At 65.5% G+C, this 24,892-nt stretch carries 14 protein-coding genes; 7 read left to right on the plus strand and 7 right to left on the minus strand.

The features are described from left to right. Positions 1-51 precede the first annotated feature (51 nt). Together ACN6O8_RS01925 and ACN6O8_RS01930 are read left to right on the plus strand one after the other, a co-directional pair. Entirely contained in the window at positions 52-906 is an 855-nt protein-coding gene (locus ACN6O8_RS01925; RefSeq protein WP_427989391.1) for a DMT family transporter, read from the plus strand. A 37-nt stretch (positions 907-943) separates the two neighbouring features. After that, on the plus strand, positions 944-1,795 hold the full coding sequence (locus ACN6O8_RS01930; protein WP_427989392.1) for a sulfurtransferase: 852 nt from the start codon (positions 944-946) through the stop codon (positions 1,793-1,795). A gap of 68 nt (positions 1,796-1,863) precedes the next feature. Here the strand turns inward: ACN6O8_RS01930 and ACN6O8_RS01935 are convergent, their stop codons facing one another. Next, on the minus strand, positions 1,864-2,433 hold the full coding sequence (locus ACN6O8_RS01935; RefSeq protein WP_427989393.1) for a phosphonate degradation HD-domain oxygenase: 570 nt from the start codon (positions 2,431-2,433) through the stop codon (positions 1,864-1,866). Positions 2,434-2,484: 51 nt separating this feature from the next. Then, positions 2,485-3,348 (minus strand): LysR family transcriptional regulator, encoded by an 864-nt coding sequence (locus ACN6O8_RS01940; RefSeq protein WP_427989394.1) that lies wholly within the window; start codon positions 3,346-3,348, stop codon positions 2,485-2,487. 172 nt (positions 3,349-3,520) lie between these two features. On the opposite strand from ACN6O8_RS01940, the gene ACN6O8_RS01945 reads away from it, so the two are divergent. The 5 genes from ACN6O8_RS01945 (at position 3,521) to ACN6O8_RS01965 (ending at position 9,624) form a co-directional block, all read left to right on the plus strand. Then, positions 3,521-4,651 (plus strand): putative 2-aminoethylphosphonate ABC transporter ATP-binding protein, encoded by a 1,131-nt coding sequence (locus ACN6O8_RS01945; protein WP_427989395.1) that lies wholly within the window; start codon positions 3,521-3,523, stop codon positions 4,649-4,651. 28 nt (positions 4,652-4,679) lie between these two features. Further along, a complete protein-coding gene (locus ACN6O8_RS01950) occupies positions 4,680-6,422 on the plus strand; it encodes a putative 2-aminoethylphosphonate ABC transporter permease subunit (RefSeq protein WP_427989396.1) in 1,743 nt (580 codons plus the stop codon). A 26-nt stretch (positions 6,423-6,448) separates the two neighbouring features. Continuing rightward, positions 6,449-7,270 carry a phosphonoacetaldehyde hydrolase gene (gene phnX / locus ACN6O8_RS01955; RefSeq protein ID WP_427989397.1) on the plus strand — a complete coding sequence of 274 codons (822 nt, stop codon included), beginning with the start codon at positions 6,449-6,451 and terminating at the stop codon, positions 7,268-7,270. A gap of 114 nt (positions 7,271-7,384) precedes the next feature. After that, entirely contained in the window at positions 7,385-8,407 is a 1,023-nt protein-coding gene (locus tag ACN6O8_RS01960) for a putative 2-aminoethylphosphonate ABC transporter substrate-binding protein (protein WP_427989398.1), read from the plus strand. Positions 8,408-8,493: 86 nt separating this feature from the next. Then, complete coding sequence (locus ACN6O8_RS01965; protein WP_427989399.1) at positions 8,494-9,624, plus strand: TIGR03364 family FAD-dependent oxidoreductase; 1,131 nt, start codon at positions 8,494-8,496, stop codon at positions 9,622-9,624. A gap of 98 nt (positions 9,625-9,722) precedes the next feature. On the opposite strand, the gene ACN6O8_RS01970 is transcribed toward ACN6O8_RS01965, so the two are convergent. Genes ACN6O8_RS01970 through ACN6O8_RS01990 form a run of 5 tightly spaced genes read right to left on the minus strand, consistent with a single transcriptional unit; the run spans position 9,723 to position 24,886 of the window. Beyond that, a complete protein-coding gene (locus ACN6O8_RS01970) occupies positions 9,723-10,517 on the minus strand; it encodes a thioesterase II family protein (protein WP_427989400.1) in 795 nt (264 codons plus the stop codon). Beyond that, positions 10,514-11,617 (minus strand): Gfo/Idh/MocA family oxidoreductase, encoded by a 1,104-nt coding sequence (locus tag ACN6O8_RS01975; protein WP_427989401.1) that lies wholly within the window; start codon positions 11,615-11,617, stop codon positions 10,514-10,516. The genes ACN6O8_RS01970 and ACN6O8_RS01975 overlap by 4 nt, the downstream gene beginning before the upstream one ends. Further along, entirely contained in the window at positions 11,614-12,759 is a 1,146-nt protein-coding gene (locus ACN6O8_RS01980) for a saccharopine dehydrogenase NADP-binding domain-containing protein (protein ID WP_427989402.1), read from the minus strand. The genes ACN6O8_RS01975 and ACN6O8_RS01980 overlap by 4 nt, the downstream gene beginning before the upstream one ends. Then, positions 12,756-18,278: an amino acid adenylation domain-containing protein gene (locus ACN6O8_RS01985; protein WP_427989403.1), complete on the minus strand. Its 5,523-nt coding sequence runs from the start codon at positions 18,276-18,278 to the stop codon at positions 12,756-12,758. Before ACN6O8_RS01985 ends, ACN6O8_RS01980 begins: the two co-directional genes overlap by 4 nt. Then, complete coding sequence (locus ACN6O8_RS01990) at positions 18,275-24,886, minus strand: amino acid adenylation domain-containing protein (RefSeq protein ID WP_427989404.1); 6,612 nt, start codon at positions 24,884-24,886, stop codon at positions 18,275-18,277. Before ACN6O8_RS01990 ends, ACN6O8_RS01985 begins: the two co-directional genes overlap by 4 nt. Between the last annotated feature and the right edge of the window lie 6 nt (positions 24,887-24,892).

Raw genomic sequence — 24,892 nt, forward strand, 5'->3', positions numbered from 1 at the left:
GTATCGCTTTCCCCTATTTCTCCCTCCTTTTCACCTGAGCGCAAAGCCCCGATGCAGGCACTTTGGATGTTGCTGGCGTCCGCCATGTTCGCCATCATGGGGTCGTTCGTGAAGCTGGGCACCGAGCATGGCGCGACGCTGCCGCAAGTGGTGCTGTTCCGCGGCCTGCCGTCGGTGGTGCTGCTGCTGATCTGGGCGCGCGCCGGACGCCAGTCGATCGTGCCCACCAGTTGGAAGCTGCACCTGTGGCGCAACCTGTCGGGCGTCACCTCGATGTGGCTGGGTTTCTTCGCCATTGCGCACCTGCCGCTGGCCACCGCTACCAGCCTGAACTACACCGCGCCGCTGTTCATCGCCTGCTGGATGCTGGGGTGGGGCGGGGCGCAGCGCGACCCGGTGCGGATCGCCGCCGTGGCCCTGGGATTCCTGGGCGTGATCGCGGTGTTGCGGCCGAGCATCAATGAAGACCAGTGGCTGGCCGCCTTGTTCGGGCTCGGGGCCGGCGCCATGTCGGCGATCGCCATGATGCAGATCCGCCAGCTCGGCCGCATCGGCGAGCCTGAATGGCGCACCGTGCTGTTCTTCTCGGTGGCGGTGTGCGTCTCCAGCTTTGCCGGCCTGGGGTTCGAAGGCTGGGGCCAGGCCGACTGGACCGGCTACAGCTCGCTGCTGGGCGTGGGCGTGACCGGCCTGTTCGGCCAGTTGGCCATGACGCGGGCCTTCGGCCTGGGTTCGGCGCTGCTGACCGCGGCCCTGCAATACAGCACCATCATCTTTGCGGCCCTGCTCGGCATGGGCTTCTGGGGCGACACCCTGGACGGCCTGGCCTGGGCCGGCATGGGCCTGATCATTTCGGCGGGCCTGCTGTCGGTCTGGCGCACCATGCGCGATCCCAAGCCGGCCTGATCCCGCCAATCCGATCCCAATCCGAGGAGCCTTTCCGATGACCATGACCCTGATTTCCGCGGCCGACCTGGCCACGCACCTGGGCGCAGCGGACGTGCGCGTGTTCGACGTGCGCCATGATCTGACCAACCATGCGGCCGGCCGTGAAGCCTATGCCGCGGGCCATATCCCCGGCGCCCGCTACCTCGACCACGAAACCGAGCTGGCCGCCCCCCGCACCGGCAGGAACGGCCGCCATCCGCTGCCCGAGCGCGGTCAGTTCGGCGCGCTGATGGCCGCACACGGCGTCACGCCGCAGACGTTGGTGGTGGCTTACGATGCCAGCGGCGGCATGTACGCCGCGCACCTGTGGTGGATGCTGCGCTGGCTGGGCCACGACCGCGTCGCCGTGCTCGACGGCGGCTGGCAGGCGTGGCAGGCCGCGGGGCTGCCGACCTCCACCGAGGCGGCCGCGCCGGTGCAAGCCGGTGCGCCGGTGACCCCGGCCGCGCCACGCGTCGGCACCGTGGACGCGCAGGCGGTGCTGGACAATATCGCCCGGCCCGCCTTTACCGTGATCGATGCGCGCGCCGCCAATCGCTATCGGGGCGAGGTCGAGCCGATGGATCCGGTGGCCGGCCACATCCCGGGCGCGCTGAACCGGCCGAACGGGCAGAACCTGCAAGCCGATGGCCGCTTCAAGGACGCGGCGCAATTGCGCGAGGAGTTCACCGCCTTGCTCGATGGCCGTGACCCCGCGGCCATCGTGCACCAGTGCGGCTCGGGCATCACGGCGTGCCACAACCTGCTGTCGATGGAAATCGCCGGCCTGGCCGGCTCGCGCCTCTATCCGGGCTCGTGGAGCGAGTGGTGCAGCGATCCGTCCCGGCCGGTGGCCAAGGGCGAATGAACGCTCGCCCCTGCCTGGCCGCCAGCCTGGCCTGACGCCGCGCCGGGCCTCCCGCCGAGGGGGGGCGTTTACCAGACCGCCGCCAGCTTCACGCGTCCGGAGACGCTTTCGGCGATCTCCAGGAAATGATCCAGCGGCGGCGTGGCCAGCCCCGGCACCTTGGCCATGTCGTCCCAGCGCCTCAGCCGGATCGCATCCGGCGCGCCCGGCATGCTGGCGAAATCCACCGCCTGGCCCGCATCGAAGCAGCCCCCCTGAAGCGCCAGGCTGCGCTTCGAATCCTCCGAAAGCGTCGCTTCATACTGCGGCTCCACATAGCAGAGGTAGCGCTTGGCCTCCACGTGCAGCCGGATCGGATCGAGCACCGCCGAGCTGAACAGCCCGCGCAGGAACGGCAGCACGAAATACTGGTGCTTGTCGTCGATGCCGCGCAATGTGGGCGTGTCCGGATGATCGGCGATCAGGTGTCCCAGGTCGTGCAGCAGGCAGGCGGTGATCAAGTGGGCGTTGGCGCCGTGGCGCTCGGCCAGCGAGGCCGTCTGCAGTGCATGCCTGAGGTGGCTGACGGATTCGCCATGATAGGAACGGTGCCCACGTTCCAGGAAAAGTTGTTCGATATCCTGCAAGGTCAAGGCCATGGTTGTCTCCTGAGTGGCCGCAAGGGGAAGAGGCGGGCAGTGATCCGTGGATCAGCCGGCTGCCGGCGCCATCTCCAGAAAGCGCGCGATGAGTTGCACCGGTTGGCGCTCGCGCAGGCAGTACAGGTATTCATGCATCACGACGTCGGCGCCCTCGATGTCCAGGGCCGCCAGTTCGGGATGGGATGGAATTTCACGCGACGGGATCAGGCTGATGCCCAGTTCGCACAGGATCGCCTGGCGGATCGATTCGCGGCTGCCGATTTCCAGGGTGCGTTTGACGCTCACTCCGGCGGCCTGCAACGCCTCTTCGGTCAGCTGGCGCGTCATCGAACCGGGTTCACGCAGCAGCAGGGCGTGGTCGGCCAGATCCGCCAGCGTCACCTTGCCGCGCCGCGCCAGCGGGTGGCCGCGATGCGTCACCACGCGGATCGGGTCGGCGGCGATCATGCGGCGGTACAGATGCTTGTCATCCATCAGAAATGAAGACGTGGCAATCTCGATGCGATAGTCATGCAGCGCCTGCAGCATGCTTTGCGAGTTGCCGATGGCCACGGTCAGGTCGATGCCGGGATAGCGCTGGTTGTAGCGGCGCACCGTGTCCATGATGTAGTACGGGCCGGTGGCGCCGATGCGCAGATTGCCTTCGCGCAGGTCGCTGGCGTCGCGCAGCCGGAAATCGATCTCGGTTTCCTGCTGTACCAGCTTTTCGACCATCGGCATCAGGCTGTGCCCGGCGTCCGACAGCCGCATGCCGCGGCCCTGGCGGTGGAACAGCTCGACGCCATAGCGCGATTCCAACTGGCGCAATTGCCCCGTCACCGTGGGCTGGCTCACGCCCAATTGGGCGGCGGCCTTGGTGACGGTGCCGCAGCGAGCCACGGCATAGAAGGATTTGAGTTCGGCGACGAGCACGGTGGATGAAGCCTGTAAACGGACGGATTGACGAACGGATTGAAGGACGGATTGCGCAAGACCGCCAGTACACCAAAATAATTTGATGTTTTTATTACTGCATTTGCGCGAAGTGTCATAAACACTCAATACGCGCCTTCCATACTGCCTTCGTTCCCAGACCGGAGGCTCCATGGCCCAACAGCTCCAACGCGATACCAACACTGTGCCGACGGGCGCCGCGCCACCGTCCGCAGCGCAGCGCGGGGGCTTTCTGTCGGTCAGCAATCTCGTCAAGCGCTTCGGCAGCCATACGGCGTTGTCGGATGTGTCCCTGGATATCCGCGCTGGCGAACTGGTGTGCCTGCTGGGCCCCTCCGGCTGCGGCAAGACCACGCTGTTGCGCGCCATCGCCGGCCTGGAGCGCCAGGACAGCGGCACCATCCTGCTGTCGGGCCGCGACATCTCCCAGGCCGAGCCGCAGGAGCGCGATTACGGCATCCTGTTCCAGTCCTACGCGTTGTTTCCCAACCTGACCGTGGCCCAGAACGTGGCCTACGGCCTGAGCGGCAAGCGCGCCCATCGCAAACACGTGGCCGACCGGGTCGAGGAAATGCTGACGCTGGTAGGACTGGCCGGCGCCTCCCATAAATACCCGGGACAGATATCGGGCGGCCAGCAGCAGCGCGTGGCGCTGGCCCGCGCCCTGGCGCCGTCGCCGTCCCTGCTGCTGCTGGACGAGCCGATGTCGGCGCTGGACGCCCGCGTGCGCGAGCACCTGCGCATCGAATTGCGCGCATTGCAAAAGCGCCTGTCGATCACCACGTTGATGGTGACGCATGATCAGGAAGAGGCCATGGTCATGGCCGACCGCATCGCCGTCATGAACGGCGGCGTCATCGAGCAATTCGGCACCCCGCGCGAACTGTATCGGCAACCGGGCTCGGCCTTCATCGCCGATTTCGTCGGCGAGGCCAACTGGCTGCCGTTCGAGCGTATCGACGCGCACCGCGCCCGCGTCGGCCGCCAGGAACTGGCGGTGGATGCGGCGCTGGAGCGCAACGTCGGCAAGCTGTTCGTGCGACCGGAGGCGGTGCGCGTGAGCGTGGCGCGTCCGGATCAACCCAACAGCATGCTCGCCGACGTGCTGGACGGGGTGTTCCTGGGCCGTGGCTACCGCCTGGCGCTGCGCCTGGAAGGCGTGCCCGGCGCCACGGTGCATTCGATCGTATCCCCCGAAACCGGAGACGCCCTCTTGGGCCCTCACGCCGCCAGCCGCTGCTGGGTGGAGCTGCCGCGCCATGCGATTCGCGCCTACGCTTGAGCCGGCTTCGGGCTCCGCTTCCGCCGCCATGTCCGCGTCCGCCGACACGTCCGCCGTGCCCGTCGCTCCGTCACTGGGCCGCCGGCCGCTGCCCGCCTGGGTCGGCGCCTTCGGGCTGACGCTGGGGCAGGGCGCCCTGGCGCTGGGCCTGGCGCTGTTCCTGGCCCTGCCGCTGGTGGCCATCCTGGCCAAGTCGGTCACCGGCGCCAACGGCGATTGGGCCGGCCTGTCGGTGGTGCTGGGCATCATCGGCGCCGATGGTTTCATGGGCATGGTGGGGCGCAGCCTGACCGTGGGCATGGTCACGATGATGCTGGTGGTGCCGTGCGCCTACGCCTTCGCCTACGCCCTGACGCGCAGCCGCATTCCCGGCAAGGGCCTGCTGCGCACCATCGCGCTGTTGCCGCTGCTGGCGCCCTCGCTGCTGCCGGGGATCGCGCTGGTCTACCTGCTGGGCAACCAGGGCCTGCTCAAGGGCCTGTTCGGCGGCGCCACCATCTATGGCTTCTGGGGCATCGTGGCGGGCGAGGCGTTCTACACCTTTCCGCATGCGCTGATGATCCTGCTGACCGGCCTGGCGCTGGCTGACGGCCGCCTCTACGACGCGGCCCGCGCCATGGGCGCCGGTCCGCTGCGCACCTTCATGACGGTGACGCTGCCCGGCACGCGCTACGCCGTGTTCTCGGCCTGCTGCGTGGTGTTCACGCTGACCGTGACCGACTTCGGCGTGCCCAAGGTGGTGGGCGGCGATTACAACGTGCTGGCGATGGAAGCCTACAAGGCGGTGGTCGGCCAGCAGAATTTTCCCAAGGGCGCGGCCATCGGCATCCTGCTGTTGCTGCCGGCACTGCTGACCTTCGTGCTGGACCGGCGCCTGCGGGCCCGCCAGGGCGCCCAGTTGAGCGGCCGCGCCCAGCCCTACGCGGCTGGCGCCAATCGGCGGCGCGACGCGGTCTTGCTGCTGCTGGCGGGCGCCATGGCGGGATTCCTGCTGTTGATCATCGGCGTGGCGGTGTGGGCCTCGTTCGTGAAGATGTGGCCCTACAACCTGTCGCTATCGCTGCGTTCGTACGATTTCGACAACATGGACGGCGGCGGCTGGCTGGCCTGGCGCAACAGCCTCGAAATGGCTTTTTGCACTGCGCTGATCGGCACGGTGGTGGTGTTCCTGGGCGCCTGGATGATGGAAAAAATACCGGCCCGCAGCGCCATGGCGCGCGGCTTGCGCGGCGTGCTCGGCATGCTGGCGCTGATGCCGATGGCGGTTCCCGGCCTGGTGCTGGGCCTGGGCTACATCTTCTTCTTCAACGGCGCCGCCAACCCGCTCAACGTGCTGTACGGCACCATGCCGCTGCTGGTGCTGTGCACGGTGGTGCACTTCTACACCAGCGCGCACCTGACCGCCGCCACCGCGCTGAACGCGCTCGATCCTGAGTTCGAGGCAGCTTCGGCCTCGCTCAAGGTGCCGCGCCTGACCACTTTCCTGCGCGTGACGCTGCCGATGTGCCTGCCGGCCGCGCTTGACGTCGCCCGCTATCTGTTCGTTTCCGCCATGACCACCGTGTCGGCCGTGGTGTTCCTGTACAGCCCGTCCACGGTGCTGGCCGCCGTCGCGGTGCTGAACATGGACGATGCCGGCTTCATCGGCCCGGCCGCCGCCATGTGCACCGTGATCATGGCCAGTTCGGCGCTGGCGGCCCTGTTGCTGCACCTGGCCAGCCGCGCCCTGGTGGCGCGCAGCCAGGCCTGGCGCCGGCCCGCGGCGCTTTGATTGAATATCCTGCAAGGAAGATCCTCATGACTGTTTCGCCTCTGCCCGTCCGCCTGGAAGCGGTGATCTTCGATTGGGCTGGCACGCTGGTCGACTTCGGTTCCTTCGCGCCGACCAAGGTGTTCGTCGACGCCTTCGCCGAGTTCGGCATGGCAGTCACCCTGGAGCAGGCCCGCGGCCCCATGGGCGTGGGCAAGTGGGACCACATCCGCGCGCTGTGCGACGAACCGCTCATCGCCCATCAATACCAGGCTCAATTCGGCCGCCTGCCGACCGATGACGATGTCACCGCCATTTACGAGCGTTTCCTGCCGATGCAGTTGGACAAGGTGGCGCAGTATTCGGCGGCCATCCCCGGCGCGGCCGAGCTGTTGCGCGCGCTGCGCCAGCGCGGCCTGAAGATCGGTTCGTGTTCCGGCTACCCCGGCAGCGTGATGCGCCGCGTGGTCGAGCGCGCCGCCGGCGAAGGCCTGCAACCCGACTGCATCGTTGCCAGCGACGACGTGCCGCGCGCCCGTCCGGCGCCGGCCATGGCGCTCAAGAACGTGGTGGAGCTGGGCCTGACCGACGTGGCCGGCTGCATCAAGGTCGACGACACCGCCCCCGGCATCGAGGAAGGCCGCCGCGCCGGCATGTGGAGCGTCGGCCTGCTGCTGTCGGGCAACGCCGCCGGCCTGACGCTGGACGAATACCTGAGCCTGGACGACAGCGGCCGGCAGGCGGCGCGCGAGCGCGCCGGCCGCGAGCTGTCCACCGCCGCGCCGCATTACCTGATCGACACCGTGGCCGACCTGCCGGGCGTCATCGCCGATATCGAATCCCGCCTGGCGGCGGGCCAGCGACCCTGAGGCTGCCACCGCCGCCGACCCCGACTCACCCCTTTTCGCCACGCACTGCGGCGGGCTTGCGCCCGTCGCGACGCTCCGACTCACCCTTTTTCCGCTCACCCACGGAGTTTCCCCATGAAACGCTTCACGCTGCTTGCCCTGGCCGCCGCCTTCACCGGCATCACCGGCGCCGCTTCCGCCGAGACCACGCTGACCGTCTACACGGCGCTGGAAGCCGACCAGATCAAGGCCTACCAGGCCGCCTTCGAGAAGGCCAATCCCGACATCAAGATCCAGTGGGTGCGCGACTCCACCGGCATCATCACGGCCAAGTTGCTGGCCGAAAAGAGCAACCCCAAGGCCGACGTGATCTGGGGCCTGGCGGGCACCTCGCTGGGCCTGATGGACAAGGAAGGCATGCTGCAGCCCTACGCCCCCAAGGGCCTGGACCAGATCGCCGCCAACATGCGCGACGCCAAGGCCGAGCCCACCTGGGTCGGCATGGACGGCTTTGCCGCCGCCATCTGCTTTAACACCGTCGAGGCCGAAAAGCAGAAGCTGCCCAAGCCCGAATCCTGGCAGGACCTGACCAAGCCGGTCTATGCCGGCAAGATCGTCATGCCGAACCCGGCCTCGTCGGGCACCGGCTTCCTGGACGTCAGCGCCTGGCTGCAGATCTTCGGTGAAGAGAAGGGCTGGGCCTACATGGACGCCCTGCACAAGAACATCGGTTCGTACACGCACTCGGGCTCCAAGCCGTGCAACATGGCCGCCGCCGGCGAGTTCCCGATCGGCGTGTCGTTCGACTACCGCGCCGCCAAGCTCAAGGCCGACGGCGCGCCGGTCGAAGCCGTGTTCCCGTCAGAAGGCCTGGGCTGGGAAGTGGAAGCCACCGCCATCGTCAAGGGCACCAAGAACCTGGAAGCGGCGCGCAAGCTGGCCGACTTCTCGGCCAGCCGCGAAGCCAACGAGCTGTACAAGGCCAATTTCGCGGTGCTGGCGATTCCCTCGATCGCCACGTCCAACCCCAACCTGCCGGCCGACCTGACCAAGCGCATGATCAAGAACGACTTCGTCTGGGCCGCCACCAACCGCGATCGCATCATCGCCGAGTGGACCCGCCGCTACGACGGCAAATCCGAGCCCAAGAAGAAGTAATCGGGCCACCGCGGCGGCCACGCCGCCGCGGCAGGGGAGCGTCCGGGCGGGCGCTCCCCGCGCAACCTTTCTGTCTCGTTTTCCAAATGAAAAAATTCGACGTCGTCGTGATCGGTGCCGGCATGCTCGGCATCGCCCACGCCTGGGCCGCCGCCAAGCGCGGCCTGTCGGTGGCCGTGATCGAACGCAGCCGCCAGGCGCATGGCGCCACCATCCGCAATTTCGGCCAGGTGATCGTCACCGGCCAGGCCCCCGGCATGATGCTGTCGCACGCCCAGCAGGCGCGCGAACTGTGGCTGGACCTGGCATCCAAGGCTGGCTTCCATGTGCGCGCCAACGGCGCGCTGGTGCTGGCGCGCGACGCCGGCGAGGCCGACGTTCTGGACGAATTCGCCCGCACCCGCCTGCTACAGGAAGGCTACCGCGCCGAGTTGCTGTCGGGCCGTGAGGTGGCCAAACTGTACGACGGCCAGCTGGCGCACCACTGCGCCGCGCTGCGCGGGCTGGACGACCTGCAGATCTATTCGCGCGAGGCCTTGCCGGCCATCACGCGTTACCTGGCCGAATCGCTAGGCGTCGAATTCGTCACCGGCACCTTGGCGCGCGCCGTCGAGCGCGGGCAGGTCGCGACCACCGCGGGCGACTTCACCGGTGCGCACGTCTTCGTCTGCCCCGGCCACGACTACCTGACGCTGCTGCCCGAACAGTTCGCACCGCTGAACCTGGAAGTGACGCGTCTGCAGATGCTGCGCGCGGCCTTCGAGACGCGCCCCTTGGCGCTGGACCGCCCGCTCTTGACCGGTCTGTCCTGCGTGCACTACGGCGCCTTCTCGGACCTGCCGTCGGCGCTGGCGCTGCGCGAGCAGATCCAGGCGCGCACGCCGATGCTGCTGGAAAACGGCATCCACCTGCTGATCAGCCCCACGCCCTATGGCGAGCTGATCATCGGCGATTCGCACCGCTACGGCCAGGATGCCTTCCCGTTCAACGACGAGGCCGTCGACAACGCCATGCTGGACCTGGCGTCGCAGGCGCTGGGCGCGCGGCTGCGGGTGCTGGAGCGCTGGCAGGGCGTCTATGGCACGCATGGCCCGGCGCCGTTCTCGGTGATGCCGGTGGATGCCGCCACCACCGTGGCGGTGATGCACTCTGGCGTGGGCATGACGGTCGGGCTGGCCATCGGCGAACGTACGGTCGCCGGCGCGCTGGGCGACTGATCCGGCGCGGGCGTTCGCGGCCGCCAAAAGAAAAGGAACCCGCCAAGGTGATCTGCCCCCCAAAAATTGGACAGCAGATCACCATCAGCGAAAGTCGCTCAAGGTGTTGACGGCCAGACTGAGGTATGGGACATCTGCAATAAGCGAACCAGATCAGCAACGACAACCGCTTTCTGATTTTGGAGATAGAAATGGCCGCCATCAAAAGCCCGCAGCTCGAATTCCCCTGTCGCAAACAACCTCCAATCGGAGGCCTGCCGCGCGGTTACTTCGCCATCACCGCGACCGATAAAGGCACTGATGGATAGCGGCAAAGGTGCATCGCTTCGGGGCGGAAGATAGGTTTCGATCAATCGGTAATCGCAACGTATGACCGGTAGCATCAACGCTCGCAGTTCGTCCGATTCCAACAGTGCAGACGATGTCCCGCCAAGTCGGACTAGTTCCTCGCACAAGGCTGCATCGGTTGCGCCATGCCAGTGGCCGCTCTGGTGATGCATCGGCGCCTCCCGCGCCGACACGACCAGACGTTGCGGCAGACGCAGGCTACGTTGCATCAATGCGAGGCATAGTTCATGAGCGACTGCTGCCCCCATGCTGTGTCCGAACAGCAGGTAGGGCCGATCGATGAGCGAGGGCATGGCTTTGACCAGTGAATCGACCAGTGCCGACATCGTGTCGACCGGTTCATCATCAATGCGCTCTTCCCGACCGGGATATTGTATGGCGACCAGTTCCACGGTGTCGGGTAAGCTATCGATCCAACCACGAAAGAAGCTGGCCGCGCCACCGGCGTGTGGCAGACATATCAGTCGCGCTGTCGCGTGCGGACGGGGACTGTAAATACGAAACCATGGCGAGTTCGCCGGCGGCCGAAGACGTGGGATCATCATGTTCCTACCGACGCTTGGACATGTGCGGCGATGCCGTCCACTGCCAGCGGCAGCGTATCGGGGGGCGCGATGTCCCGGGGCGGCCCAAGCTGCATTCCTAACTCGCCCCACGCCTTGGCGGCACCAAGCATGTACTGATGGAGCGCTGTATCCTGGCTGCCTGCCAGGATGGCGTCACGAAAGCGCAACAGGCCGCGTGCCACCGCTTTAGCCCAGTATTCGTTGAATACCTGATGATAGGACGGTGCCGCTGCCGGGCCGATGGTCGAGCTGACAGAAAGCGAGACAGCCTGGTGTTCAGCCGACAGATCGATGACACCGTCGCCGCGTCGTTCCAAGTGCATCCGTGGATGCCATAGCAACTGGCCGTGGCTATCGACGAGCGTCAATGTGCCGCCGTCAGTGCCGAGCGCGATCTGATGGAACAGATGAATATAGTTGTCCGGGTCGCGTGGGTCGAGCTGGTTTTGTACGCGCAGCGTTAACGGTACGCCGCCGAGCCGACCGCTAACGCATGTGAAAGGCCCCGCGTCGGACTCTGCGACTGATTGCAGCACAAAGAACCATGGGCGCAGACCGCCCAGTGCTTGCCCAATGATGTCGATTAACGGATATAGTACGTGGATGCTGCACGCGGCATCGAGAAAAAGCGCACGGCGTTTCCCAAGCACATGGCGGGCCGCAGCGATGAAGCGCGCGACGGGGGCCACGTCCGGGTAGAAGCCGTTCAGTCGGTACTGGCATCCCGCCTTGCGCGCAAGGCGCAACAGGCTGGCCAGTTCGTCATGATGTACGGGTTGTTCCTGCAACACATGGACGCCGCGTTCTAGCAGGGCTTTTGCCAGCGCTGTCCCGGCGCCGCCGACGACACCTGAGCGAACGACCACGCAGGCCAAATCGATGGCTGGGGGCAACTGTTCCACCGCGGTATAGAGTGGTACGCGGTGCCGCTCTGCACACGCGCGTGCAAAAGGACTGCCGCGCGCCAGGATGCCGGCCAGCTCGAAATGTTCCGGTAGGCTGGTGAGCCCGTTCAGATAGGTCTGCCCGAAGGTCGTGCCGCAAACGACAGCGCGCAGGCGAGATGGCCGTGTCGTCATAGCGCCCCTTCCTCCACGGACGTCGTCGCCGCATGGATATCATCCGCCGACAATTCCACCAAGTTGAAGGCTTCGATCACGCCCCACGTCTGCAAGCGATCGCGTACCGCATTCCACACAAGCACGCGGTCTGCACTATGGACACCTGGCTCCGGTGGAGCATCGAGCAGACATAGAGCGGCACTCGCCGCGACGGCGCCACTCACGCAATAGCTGTCCGGCGCACGCAGGACGGCGCGCAGATGGTGTGGCTGTTCCGCTCGTACCCCTTCCATTTCGATCACGAGACGGTAATACGGCGTTTGCCCGGCGACATCGAGTTGGGCGGTCTGTACCAATTCTGCGACGGCCTGCGCCAACCACGTTTCGTCGATCGATTCAGGTGTGCCCAGTCGGCTACGCCAGCGACTGATGATGCCGATCGTTCGGGCGCCGGGCATGACATTGTTCCACTGCGCATCGTGCAGACCGAGTTCCACCACAAGCTGTTCCAGTTCCTCACTGAAAAACGGCTGCACGCGGACTCGGCCCGGAAATCCCACCACTTCGACCGCGTCGCGCGGCGCCAGCGCTCCCGCCATGCGGCGACCCTCGACCCACGCGGTGCCGGCCTGGCCGAAACCCTGTACGGTACTGAGCAGCACGTCGGCAGCCGCTGCAGGGGTACAGCGCTCGCGCCCACCCGCCCAGCCACGCAATGCGAGCACGAGATCGAAGCCCTGTCCGGCCATCCAGCGTGGCAGCAAAGCGGACAACCCTGGATAGACGCCAGCCGAATGTATGACGCACCGTTCGGGAGACAACGGTAGCGTAGTGAGTTGCTGGACCAACAGGGCACCGCCGAAAGCATCGACGTAATGGGCGCCAGCCGCATCGGCGGCGCGCGCGACCCGGTCGCCGATGCGGCAGGACGGACCGGCCGCATTCAGTACGACCGAGCAACTTTTGCAAAAGCGCGCAAGCGAAGCTTCGTCGTCGACGTCCACTTGCTGTCGCTCGACGCAAGAGGTTGTATCGCCGCGTGGCGGTCGTGATCGGTAGCCCGCGCGCAATACATACCGACCCTCGCTGACCAGGCTTGCCAATGCGGTGCTTCCAACGGCACCACTGGCGCCCAAAATGCCGATCATGGGGGCCGTCATGCCGCCTGCTCCCGCAGGATGCGTGCGGCGGCGGCCTGCACGTGCGGCGGCTGCAGGCAGGACAGATGGTTGCCCTCGATACGGTCAACGCGGATGTCGCCCAGGGCGATCCCGGTCCAGAATGTTTTCATGTCTGGCTGCAAACCGGGCAGGAAGTACAGCGCCTCGTCGTCGTGCAGCAGGTGCAAGTCGCCCGCGAACGGGTCGGGCTGGTAGCAGGCCACTGCGCGCAGGCTATGGCGGAAAATGTGGAACAAGCTCTCGACCTGCGTGTCGACCACCTCCCATGCCCTAGTCGAGACGGTTGCCGCCAAAGCCAGGAGCCGCTGTGATGCAGGCTTTTGCGCCAGTTGCGTGTAGCATTCGCCGACCTCGCGTAATTCGCCAGTCAACTGTTGCAGGCAACCGGCCGGCAGGTGTTCACCGTGGCGCTCGCGCAGGACGTGAAGGGCCCGTGCCAGTTGCATGTTGTCCACCGTATGGCCGGCGGCAGCAATATCTGCACCGAGCAGGCCGCCAAAGGCCCGTTCGAGCAGCAGGTCGTCGTCGATGCGATAGCGAAAGCGGTCACTGCTGATCACAGTGACGGGGTCAAGCATCAGGCCAGCTTCCAGCAGCACTCGCGCCACCTCGGTGGCCAACAGGCCGCCCATGCAGTAACCGATCAGGTGAAAGCGCCGGGCACCGTGTGCCCGCAGCAGCGCCGCGTACTCACCGGCCAATTCCGGAATCAGTCGCCGCGGGTCGCGTGCCAGATACGTCTTGGCATCGGGCACTGTGAGCCCGACTATTTCGCCGATCCGGCCGGGGGCTTTAGCGAGCAGAGGCAGCAGTGCGCGATAAGGTGCCAGGGTTCCGCTGCCATCATGCAGCACCACATGAATCACATCCGTGGGACCTCGCGCGGGTACGAGCGAAAGGAGGGGTGATGGCACCACATGGCCCCCTTCGTCGGCCCCATCGTCGGCGGTGCGCCGCAAGGTCACCGCCATAGCGGCCACAGTGGGCGCACGCAAGACTTCTCGCATCAGACGGTCCCACTCCCACCCTTGTGCTTCGGGCAGGCGTTCGCGCATCTTTGCCACGACTTGGGCAATCAGCAGGGAATCGCCGCCAGCCTGGAAGAAGTCCTCGTCGCGACCCATGCCATCACGGCCCAACGCGGTTGCCCAAAGGTCCGAGATACGTGCTTCCAGCTCATCGTGCGGCCGTTCGCTCGTCGGCGCGACGTCGGGATGACTGGCCTCCTGCGCACGTTGCTGAAGTACGGTGCGATCAACTTTGCCGTTGCGCGACAACGGCAGGGCATTGAGCCACTCCAGTCGATTGGGCAGCATGTGTCCGGGTAGCCGATCACGCAGGTGATCGCGCAGTTCCTGCTCATACAGGACCGCTCGTTCCTGTGGAAAGCGCACTATAAAGGCGGTCTGTCCGACGCTGGCCAGCGCGTCGTCCGATGGTGGATAGCTGCATACCAGCTCGCCGCGCACCTGGGCAAACAGGCACTCCCACTGCGCGCGAGTGAAGAACGTCTGGTCCAGCGCGTCACGCTCGTCCACGAAGCCGGACAAGCCGGTCTGGAACTCCATCGAGGTCATCAGCGCCGCGATTTCGCGGGTGGCCTCGATCACGATCAGCGTGCTACCGGGCGCACCCAGCTCGCGCAGACGTTCAAGCACGGTCGGGGCGTGTCGCGCGTTATGCAGTACGTTGGAGCAGACGATCACATCCCAACTGCCGGCACTCAGACCCTGCGGCGTATAGTCCTGGTTGAGATCGAAAAGGCCATAGCGGACCCATGGGTAGCCGGCGTGACGTTCGCGGGCTTCATTGAGGAAGAATGTCGAGACGTCGCTGTAGAGATAGTCGACCGGGAAATCGGCCAGCGCCGGGATCAACGCGCGACTGGTACCGCCGACACCGGCACCGATTTCCAGCACGCGCAATGGCCGCGCCGCGTCGCCGGGGCGAGTCCGCACCGCCGCTATCTCTCGGGTAGCCGCGCAGACTACGGCGTTCATGCAGCGGTTGACCAGGTTGTCGTTGTAGGCGGCCACCGCCGTGTCCAGCCGGCCCTGCGGAAACAGCAGGTCCAAGGGATCGACCTCGCCGCGAAGCAGACCGGGAAGGTGTGTGCTGGACTCGTGCAGATAGCGCAGCAGTTCGCTGCTGTAGCGTACCTGTTTTTCGAGTTGCTGGAGTTCGTCCCAGCGTTGCTCGGCCCCGCCAGCGGCCGGTTCACGAAGCAGGCGATAGTGGCCCTGCTCGGAGTCCCGCGCCAGCCAGCCGGCTTCGCACAAAACCCGCAACCACCGCCGCAGCAAACGCTGGTGTGCGGCGGCAGTAGCACTACGGGTGAAAATCTCCTCCAGACCATGATCGGTCTGGAGATCGGAAAAAAGACCGAAGCTACGCAACGCCGCGAGCATGTTCAGTCGTGCGATGTCATCGGCCGTGGCAACCCAGCGCAGGAAGGCTGCACGATCCAGTGAGGCGACACTCTGCTCGCCTGCGCCGCACGCCGCAGCGGCGAGCTGAAGATGGGCGTCACCGTTGTCGGGCTGCGCCTGCGCTACCGGTTCGACGAACGCGGCCAGACGTCGATCCATCGTGGTGTCGCCACACACGACTGCCACAGCCATGGCCACATCGGGATGGGCCTGCAATGCACTTTCGATTTCCCCCAGTTCGATGCGATGACCGCGGAGTTTGACCTGACCGTCTTCGCGTCCCAGGAATTCGATGACCCCATCCAGACGGTAACGTCCCAGATCGCCGGTGCGATAGAGGCGCTCGCCGCTCTCCGGATGGCGCACGAAGCGCGCCTCGGTGCGCTCGCGGTCGTGCAGGTAACCCAGCGCGAGACCGACGCCACCGATGTAGAGCTCGCCCGGCACTCCGTTCGGGCAGGGACGCATCCGCGCATCCAGCACTTGGAAATGCTGGTTCGCCAGCGGCACGCCGTAAGGGATGCGACGGGCGTCGGTTGGCACCTCGCCGACCTCGTGCCAGATCGACCAGATCGCCGCTTCGGTAGCGCCGCCCAGGCTGATCACGCGCAATCCCGGGAAGTGGACGCGGATGGCATTGGGTAGCCCGGTTGGAATCCAGTCGCCGGATAGCAGCGCCAGGCGCAAGCTGGACGGCATGACGGCCGGTTCGGTGTCCAGATAGCTTTGCAGCATCTGCATCTGTGCGGGCACTGAATTCCATACCGTAACGCCCTGCGTTGTAAGGCATTCGGCCCAGTGCGCAGGATCGCCGCGCCGAGCGGGATCTGGCAGAACCAGCGTGCCGCCTGCGCCGAGCGTGCCGAAGATGTCATAGACGGACAGGTCGAAGGCGAGGCTCGCCAGACCCAGGACACGATCCTTCGCACCGAGGCCGAAGCGTACATTGATGTCGGCGATGGTGTTGAGCACTGCTCCGTGGCTCATCATCACGCCCTTGGGCGTTCCAGTGGTGCCGGAAGTGTAGATCACATAGGCGAGCTGGTATGGATCGACTGGCGCTGGCGCCATCGCGTCGAAATCCTGCCGCAGCGGTGCGAGACCGTCGGCGGCAATAACCTGGATACCCTCCGGCCATACCGCGTCTCGCCTGTCCGCATCGGCGAGCACATAGCGCACGCGCGCATCGGCGAGAATCGCATTTCGACGCTTTGTCGGCTGCTGCAGGTCGATCGGCAGATAGCTGCCGCCAGCCCACAGGATGCCCAGTACCGCCGCGATCTGCGCAACGCTCTTGTCCATGGCGATGGCGATGCACTCGCCCTTCGGGTAGCCGATATCGTGCAAGGTCTGAGCGACGGCTGCCACCCGCTGCATCAGTTCGCCATACGAGGTGGTGCCATGGATGTCGATCACCGCAGGTGCGTGCGGCTGTTGCCGGACCTGGTGCCAGAAACCCTGGTGCAGCGTGCCGTGAGGCAGCGGTGCCGCCGTGTCGTTGACCCGGGCCCGACACGCCAGCGTGGTCGCGGTCAGCGTGAGTGGATCTTCGTCCAGCCAGGCACAATCGTTCGCGGCCAGCGTCCGGAGCAGGTTGCTGAAAGCCTCGAAAGCCTCCTCGATCAGACCCGGTGGGAAGACGCCTTCGCGCACATCCCAGTTCAGATGCAATGCGCCGCTGCGTTCGCTCGCCTGGCAGTCCAGCCAGACTTGCGGTGTCTGGGTGATGCCATAGCCGAGCTTGGCGCCCTGCATGAATTCCCCATCGATGCCCGGGTTGGCTGTGTCGGGATCGACGCCAAGCGTGCTGGTGAACACCACGGGCATGATCAGGTCACGCTGCTGCCGTTCGCGTGCCATCTCGCGCAGTACGTCGATGCCCGAAAAACTGGCGTGCTCCAGATCTTCCCAGAGCCGTTGCTGTAACTGCAGGGCGCGCTCGCCGAAGCTGGCGGCGGGGGCGGCGGCTACTTCCAGGATATTGATCGAGGTGAAGTCACCGACGATCCGGTAGATATCCGGGTGGATTGCCAGCCGGTTCAATACCGTCACATTCAGACAAAACGACGGCTGCCGAGACCAACGGGCAATCGTGTCGGCGAATGCCGACAGCAGTGCTGAGGAAGGGGTCACGCGCCTGCTGCTTGCATGGGTACAAAACGCCTGCCAGTTGGCGACAGACAGCACCAGCGCATGACGCTCGAAGTACACCGACCCTGTCCGCCGGGGATTCTCTCGCGCCGGAAGCTCCGGTGCGCCGGGCAGATCGGGAAGGCGCGCGATCCAGTAAGCACGATCGCGTTCGTAGCGGGCACGATGCGCAGGCAATTCGCGGACACGCCGCACGGTAAGCATCGCGTCGCGAAATGTGAGTCCGGGTGGTGGGGGGGCGGCTTCGGGCATGCGGTAAAGCTGGTCGAGTTCGGCGAGCATCACCTGGATGCTGACGAAATCCGCGATTAGCAGATCCAGCGACAGGTGCAGGCGGCTGCCGGCATCGGTTCGGCTGAGCTGCAATTCATAGAGCGGCCAAGTGTCGGGGGCGTAGCGGCGGGTGGACATCCCGGCGCGTACCTGTTCCAAAGCTGTCTGCACGCGTTGGGCGGACTGGCCGCGCAGATCCTGGACGACTAGGGCGGGCGGAACCACGTCGTCCAGCACCCGCTGCCATCCTTCCGGCGAGACGACAGCATGCAGCATGTCGTGCCGCCGGATCAGGCGATGCCAGGATCGCTCCAGGCGTGCGGGATCGAGGTCGGGCATGTCCAGTTCCACGTAGCCATGACAACCGACACCACCGTAGTCGTAGGCTTCACCGCGTCCCACCAGGTAGGCCGCCTGCACGTCGGTCAAGGGAAACGGGGCATGACGATTTTCGGGGTCGGCTACGACAGCGCCGTCGTTGTCGGTCGCGAGATACGTGATGAGCGCATCTTTGTGTGCACGCAGGGCGGCCTTGCGCTCGTCGGTCAGCGTGCCGGCTGGTGCGCGAAAGCGTAGCTGACCGTCTTCGACCCACAGCGAGATACCGAGCGCCTCCAGTTCGGCGATGAGCGTGGCGGGATTCATAGCGTACCTTCCTCGAAAGTGGCATCGACAGCGGCAGGTGCGTATCCGCCGGTATAGCGCTGCGAACGCAACCATGCGGCCTGTGCAGCGACCGTCGGGGCGGCGAACACACTGCGTAGTGACAGCGCGGCACTGGCCAATCGGCGCCGGCGCAGTGACTCGACCAGCCGCGTCGCGCGCAAACTGTCGCCGCCCAGTTGGAAGAAATCGTCGTGGCGCGACACCCGCTCGCAACCCAGAACCTGTGCCCACAGCGCGGCCAGTTCCTGCTCCAGCGGGTCGCAGGGAGCGTCGTAGGGCACGGGGGGAGATGCGGCCTTGGCGAGTTGTTCGGCCAGCGCACGATAATCGACTTTGCCGTTGGCGCTCAGCGGCAAGGCGTCGAGTTGCTGCCAGTGCGTGGGCACCATGTAGTCGGGCAGTAGCGTGCGCAGCGCGGTGCGAAGGGCGTCGGTTTCGGGCATCGCGTCGACGACGAGCACTGCCATCAGTGCCGGCGGCTGCCCGGTGACCAGCGCGACAGCCTGACGCACATCCGGTTGCGCGAGCAGCGCGGTCTCGATCTCGGCGAGCTCGATGCGATGGCCGCGCAGCTTGATCTGGTGATCACGACGGCCGAGGAATTCAAGCGTTCCATCGGGCCAGTAGCGCCCCATGTCACCGGTACGGTACCAGCGCTGCCCATCGTGCTCGACGAAGCATTCGGCGGTGCGTTGCGGATCGCCGCGATAGCCGCGTGCGACGCCCGTGCCACCAATCCACAGCTCGCCCGGAACCCAATCTGGGCAATCGTATCCCTGCGCGTTGACCACCCGATAGTGCTGATTGGAGAGTGGCCGGCCATAGGGAATCGAGCGCCAGTGACCCGGCAGGGGGACTTCGACGTCGCACACGTTCGACCAAATGGCTGCTTCGGTGGCTCCGCCCATGGCGATAAAGCGAGCGAATGTTGTCAAGCGGACCAGCCGCCCAGGCAGATCCAGTCCGATCCAGTCACCGGAAACCATCGCCAGGCGTAGTGGTAAGGGTCGGCTGTCGCCTTCGGCGGCGACCAGCAGCATGTCCAGAAGCACCGGCACACTGTTCCAGAGCGTCACGCGGTGTTCGTGGACCAGTTGTAGCCAGGTCGCCGCGTCGCGCCTATCGTCTTCCCCGAGCAGGACCACGGCACCGCCCGCGCCAAGCAGACCGAAGAGGTCGTAGACGGAAAGATCGAAGTCCAGCGCAGAGACGGACAGTACGCGGTCGTGTGGGCCGACGGCATACCGCTGGTTTAGGTCATCAAGCGTGTTCGCGGCGGCACGATGGCTGATCTCGACGCCTTTGGGCTCGCCGGTCGAACCAGATGTGAAGATCACATAAGCCGTATCATCCGGCTCGCTGGGTACCGGCTTGGAAATCGGCGATATATGGATGGCTTCGGCGATGTCTATGGGCCGGACGCCAAGGGCAGCGAATGCTGGCATTTTAGCCGTATCGGTCAGCACATGCCGCACGCCGGCACGTCGATGCATGCGTTCCTGACGTATGACTGGCTGAGCGATACCGATCGGGACATAGCAGGCGCCTGCGGCGAGGATGCCCAGCACGGCGACGACCTGCGCGATGCCGCGCGGCAGCGTGAGTGCGACTGCATCGCCTGCGAGCACGCCCTTCTCATGCAGGAGCGCGGTCACTTGCAGTGCGCGTCGTGCGAGTGTCCCGTAGTCGATCTCCTGACCAGTCTTGCCGTCGACGAGTGCGGTACGTTCCGGGTGCGATGCAGCTTGCCCGAAGACCGGAAGATGCAGCGTACGTGACGTGAACGGCGCATAGGTGGCGTTGACGGCGTCCCGAACTGCGCGCTGAGTGGGTGGAAGCAGCGATGGCAACGGCAGGTTCCAAACCTGCGGCTCGGACGAAAGCCGTTTGAGAAAACCGATATAGGCGTCGAACATCGCGTCGATCAGCCCCTCGGGAAACAATCCTTGCACGACATCCCAAGACAGCAGCAGTTCTCCATGATGCTCGTACACGTGGTGGTCGAGCCATACCTGCGGTGTTTCCGACAGGCCTCCGCCGGCCAGATCCGGAAAACCCGCCGGCAGGTTTTCAAGGAAACCATCGGCCAGGCCGAGCGTGCTGGTGAACACCACCGGCAGTGCGGCGGCCTGCAGTCCGACCGTTCGCGCGCGTTCGCGCTGCACCCAAATAGACGAGACGGCGCGATGCTCCAGTACTTCCGCGACACGGTGCTGCATATCTCGCGCGCAACCGAGCAGGTCGCTTCGGGATTGCGGGTCGAAGGCCACCGGCGCCAGCGCGGTGAAGTCGCCAAGTATCCGATGCACGTCCGGATGCACGTCGCGCCGGTCGAACAAGGTCAGGTTGAGCGTGTGTGCGGTGCCGCTACTCCACTGCGACAACACATGCGCATAGGCGGTTAGCAACAGGACCGACGGGGTCAGTCCATGATGGTGAGCGGCCTCGCGCAGGCTCTTCCAGCACGGTGCTGACAATCGGGTATGCCAGCGCGCGAATGTCGCGTGCCCAAGGGTGGCCGGCTCGCAGGCAAGCGGTAGCGCGGCCGTTGGCGGCAGGGTATCGAGCCGTTCAAGCCAGTAGCGTTTCGCCTCGTCTTGTGCGGCGGCGTCTGGAACCCACTGCGTTACGTAATCCCGAAAGCCCAGCCGCGGGGAAACAGGCACCTGCGAGGGGTCTCGGTACAACGCCGCGAGTTCGCCGAGCAGCAGCTTGATGCTGTACCCATCCAGTGTGAGATAGTCGAAGAACAGCCCCAGCCGGCAGCGACCGCCGGCATACGGCACCGCATGCACAAAGTGCAGTGGCGCCCGGCTGCGGGAGCGATCCCGTTTGTGCCAGCATCCAGCGATTCGCGCCTGTGCCGCGTCGGCATTCGGCGCGGGGGCGTCGATGTGCACAGTCACCGGTGGAACCTCTCGAGGTACGTGCTGGCGGCCGTTGTTGTCCACGCAGGCACGCAGCATGTCATGCCGATCCCAGAGCATGCGCCAAGCCGCGTCGAAGCGCTCCAGATCGACGTGTGCGCCATCGAGTTCAATCAGGTAAGTGGTGCCGCAGTGCAGCGGTAATCCATCGGCTTGCCCCATCCAGTACGCCCGCTGGACTTCGGTGAGTGCGAACGGTTCGTGGCGTGCGGATGCATCGGAATACAAGGCCGGAATGGGCGATGCGACCGTACCCTCCATCTGCCAGATCGCGGCAAAGTCCGCCAACACCGGTTGGGTGAAAAGCCGGCGCAGTGGTTGGGTGGCGTGCAACCCTTCGCGTTGCAGCCGGGCCACCACCTGGGTCGCAAGCAGGCTGTCGCCTCCAAGCTGGAAGAAATGATCATCGCGATAGATGCAGTCGCGCTGCAGCAATTCGCGCCAGACCGCAGCGATCATGTCTTCCAGCGGTCCGTCGGGTAGCGCCCGATCCGTAGCCGATGCCGAGAGCTGCGTGCCGATCAGCGTTTCCAGCGCGCGCCGATCAACCTTGCCATTGGTGCTGAGTGGCAAGGCATCAAGCACGTGCCAGTGTGTCGGCACCATGTAGTCCGGCAACAGGCCGCGCAACGCGGTGGCCAGCGTATTGGTGTCCAGTGTACCGTCGCCAACGAGCGCGGCCACCAGCGCCGACGGCTGCCCGGCGACCAGCGCGACGGCTTGGCGCACGGCCGGCTGCGCGAGCAAGGACGCTTCGATTTCGCCCAGCTCGATGCGATGTCCGCGCAGCTTGATTTGGTGATCGCGCCGACCGAGGAATTCGAGCGTACCATCGGGCCAGTAGCGCCCCATGTCGCCGGTACGGTACCAGCGCTTCCCATCGTGCTCGACGAAGCATTCGGCGGTGCGCTGCGGATCGCCGCGGTAGCCGCGTGCGACGCCTGTGCCACCGATCCACAGTTCGCCGGGTACCCAGTCGGGGCAGTCGCGGCCCTGCGCGTCGACCACCCGGAAACGCTGATTGGTTAGCGGTTTGCCGTAGGGAATCGAACGCCAATGGGCCGGGATCAGCCTTGGGACTTCGCACAGATTGGACCAAATCGCGGCTTCGGTGGCACCGCCCATGGCGATAAGACGGGTGCCGGGAGCCATCCGTTGGAGGTGTCGAGGCAGATCCAGTCCAATCCAGTCGCCGGAAACCATCGCCAGGCGTAGCGGTAAGGGTCGGCTGTCGCCTTCGGCGGCGACCAGCAGCATGTCTAGCAGTACCGGCACACTGTTCCAGAGCGTCACGCGGTGTTCGTGGACGAGTTGTAGCCAGGTCGCCGCGTTTCGTCGATCATCTTCTCCGAGCAGGACCACGGAGCCACCCACGCCAAGTAGACCGAAGAGGTCGTAGACAGACAGGTCGAAGTCCAGCGCGGAGACGGACAGTACGCGGTCGTTTGAGCCGACGGCATACCGCTGGTTGAGGTCATCAAGCGTGTTCGCGGCGGCGCGATGACTGATCTCGACGCCCTTGGGTTCGCCGGTCGAACCGGACGTGAAAATTACGTAGGCCGTATGACCCGGTTCGACGGACACAGGTTCTGGCAGTGGCGCTCTTTGCGCAGCCTCTGCGACATCGACCAGCGTGATGGAGCGCACACCGGAGTTTCGAACGTGTGTCGCATCCGTCAGCACATGCCGCACGCCGGCACGTCGATGAATGCGTTCCTGTCGTGCGGCGGGTTGCGCAATGCCGATCGGCACGTAGCACGCGCCAGCAGCGAGCACGCCGAGCACGCCGACGATCTGGTCGATGCCGCGGGGCTGCGTAACAGCCACGGGTTCACCGGGTTGTACCCCGCATTCGCACAGCAGCGCGGCCACCTGTAATGCCCGGTGAGCGAGCGTGCCGTAGTCGATCACATGGCCGTTCGTACCGTCGATGAGTGCGGTGCTTTCCGGGTGCGATGCAGCGTGTGCGAAGATCGGCTGATGCAGGGTGCGCGGCGTCAATGGAGCGTCGGTGGCATTGACTGCCTCGCGTATCGCACGCTGCGCAGGCGGTATTAACGCCGGAACAAATTCTTGCCACGTGCAGGCATCTCCGGCCAGATTTTCGAGCAGCCCGATATACGCGCCGAACATGGCTTCGATCAAGCCGTCGGGGAACAAAGCGTCTACCGCGTCCCACGCGAGCAGAACATCCCCGTCCATCTCGTAGACCTGGTGATCCAGCCAAACCTGGGGCGTTTGCGAGATCATGTAGCCGAGTTCACCCAGCGACTGGCGTGTGCAGGCGTCAAGCAGTGGCGTGCCAAGGTTGCAGGCGAATACGACCGGCGCGAAGCTGCGCTCGCCGTCGCCGCGCTGGGCCAGTTCACGCTGGATGCGTATGCCTGACCAGTCGCTGTGTGCGACATCGGCGTGGAACTGTGCTTGCAAGGCGCGCACGCGCGCCGCGAATGGTATCGACTCGCGGCAATCCACCTCGAGCAGCAGCAGATTGGTGAAGTCGGCTACCACGTCGTCCAGTCCAGGAGTATCGCCATGCCGGTCGAACAACGGCAAATTGAGCAGGAAATGCGGCAATGCGCTCCAGGCGGCCAGCACTTCCGTGTAGGCCGTCGCCAGGACCATCGCTGGGGTGACACGCGCCGCAGCGGCGTGCTGCTGGATGCGTGTCCACTGAGCGGCGGGCAATCGATGGCAGCGTCGCTCGAAGCGGGGTGTGGCGAGTGTTTCGGGGGAACAGCGCAATGGCAACGCGGGTGCGCCCGGCAATGCCGGTAGACGCTTGCGCCAGTAGGCCTGGGCACGGGCGAGCGAATCGGTTTGTCGGATAGCCTGCGTGTCGAGGTGATCGCCAAAGTGCCAGTCGGCGGGTGCGCGGGGCTCTGCGCCGCGGGCATACAGCGCGGCCAGATCGCGAAAGATGATGTGAAGGCTCTGCACGTCGGCGACCAGCAGGTCGATGTCCAGATGCAGTCGTGTCGCCCCGTTCGGCAACAGGCTCAGAGACAAAGCGGCGACCTCGCCTTCCTCTACCCGCAGGCGACGATGCGACAATCGCTCTCGGATCGCCAGCAGGGCTTGTTCGACGGCCTCTTGTGAACACTCCCTTAGATCCTGCACGTGAACCCGGCGGATGGTGTCGGCTGGCGCATCGGCGATCAACTGCCGTCCCTGCTGATCGAAACGCGCACGCAGCATACGATGGTGATCCAGCAGGCGCATCCATGCGTGTTCCAGGCGAAACGGATCAACCTCGCGACCATCTAGTTCAAGATAAGCGTGACACCCCACGCCACCGAGCACCTGCTCGTCACCGCGGCCAATCCAGTAGGCATGCTGTACATCGGTTAGCGCAAATGGTGCCGCGATGCTTTCTGCCAACGGTGGCGGTGTATCGGATGCGCCCTTGTGTGCAACGGGGCGGGCCAGGAGCGGCCACCACTCGCGCAGGTGGGGGCGTTCAATCAGTTGAGCGAAGCTCACGTCGGCGCCTGCCTTGCGCCACTGATTGACCAGGCGCATCAATTGCAACGAATCGAGACCGAGCTCGATCAGGTGATCGTCGTCGGCGAGTGGGGTATCTGGCTCGGTCAGCAACGCGCGCACCTGCGCGCGAATCCGCTCCGGGTGCAGGACGTGGGTGTCGCCCTTGTCGACCACGCGTCC

The sequence above is a fragment of the Achromobacter sp. genome, assembly GCF_050285565.1.
In the GTDB taxonomy this organism is placed as follows: domain Bacteria; phylum Pseudomonadota; class Gammaproteobacteria; order Burkholderiales; family Burkholderiaceae_B; genus Achromobacter.

Bases quoted from the DNA above. Each gene is read 5' to 3' on its own strand.
- phnX (WP_427989397.1), top strand. From the start codon at position 6,449: ATGACTGTTTCGCCTCTGCCCGTCCGCCTGGAAGCGGTGATCTTCGAT.
- ACN6O8_RS01960 (WP_427989398.1), top strand. From the start codon at position 7,385: ATGAAACGCTTCACGCTGCTTGCCCTGGCCGCCGCCTTCACCGGCATC.
- ACN6O8_RS01950 (WP_427989396.1), top strand. From the start codon at position 4,680: ATGTCCGCGTCCGCCGACACGTCCGCCGTGCCCGTCGCTCCGTCACTG.
- ACN6O8_RS01925 (WP_427989391.1), top strand. From the start codon at position 52: ATGCAGGCACTTTGGATGTTGCTGGCGTCCGCCATGTTCGCCATCATG.
- ACN6O8_RS01930 (WP_427989392.1), top strand. From the start codon at position 944: ATGACCATGACCCTGATTTCCGCGGCCGACCTGGCCACGCACCTGGGC.
- ACN6O8_RS01980 (WP_427989402.1), bottom strand. From the start codon at position 12,759: ATGACGGCCCCCATGATCGGCATTTTGGGCGCCAGTGGTGCCGTTGGA.
- ACN6O8_RS01935 (WP_427989393.1), bottom strand. From the start codon at position 2,433: ATGGCCTTGACCTTGCAGGATATCGAACAACTTTTCCTGGAACGTGGG.
- ACN6O8_RS01975 (WP_427989401.1), bottom strand. From the start codon at position 11,617: ATGACGACACGGCCATCTCGCCTGCGCGCTGTCGTTTGCGGCACGACC.
- ACN6O8_RS01965 (WP_427989399.1), top strand. From the start codon at position 8,494: ATGAAAAAATTCGACGTCGTCGTGATCGGTGCCGGCATGCTCGGCATC.
- ACN6O8_RS01985 (WP_427989403.1), bottom strand. From the start codon at position 18,278: ATGAATCCCGCCACGCTCATCGCCGAACTGGAGGCGCTCGGTATCTCG.
- ACN6O8_RS01970 (WP_427989400.1), bottom strand. From the start codon at position 10,517: ATGATGATCCCACGTCTTCGGCCGCCGGCGAACTCGCCATGGTTTCGT.
- ACN6O8_RS01945 (WP_427989395.1), top strand. From the start codon at position 3,521: ATGGCCCAACAGCTCCAACGCGATACCAACACTGTGCCGACGGGCGCC.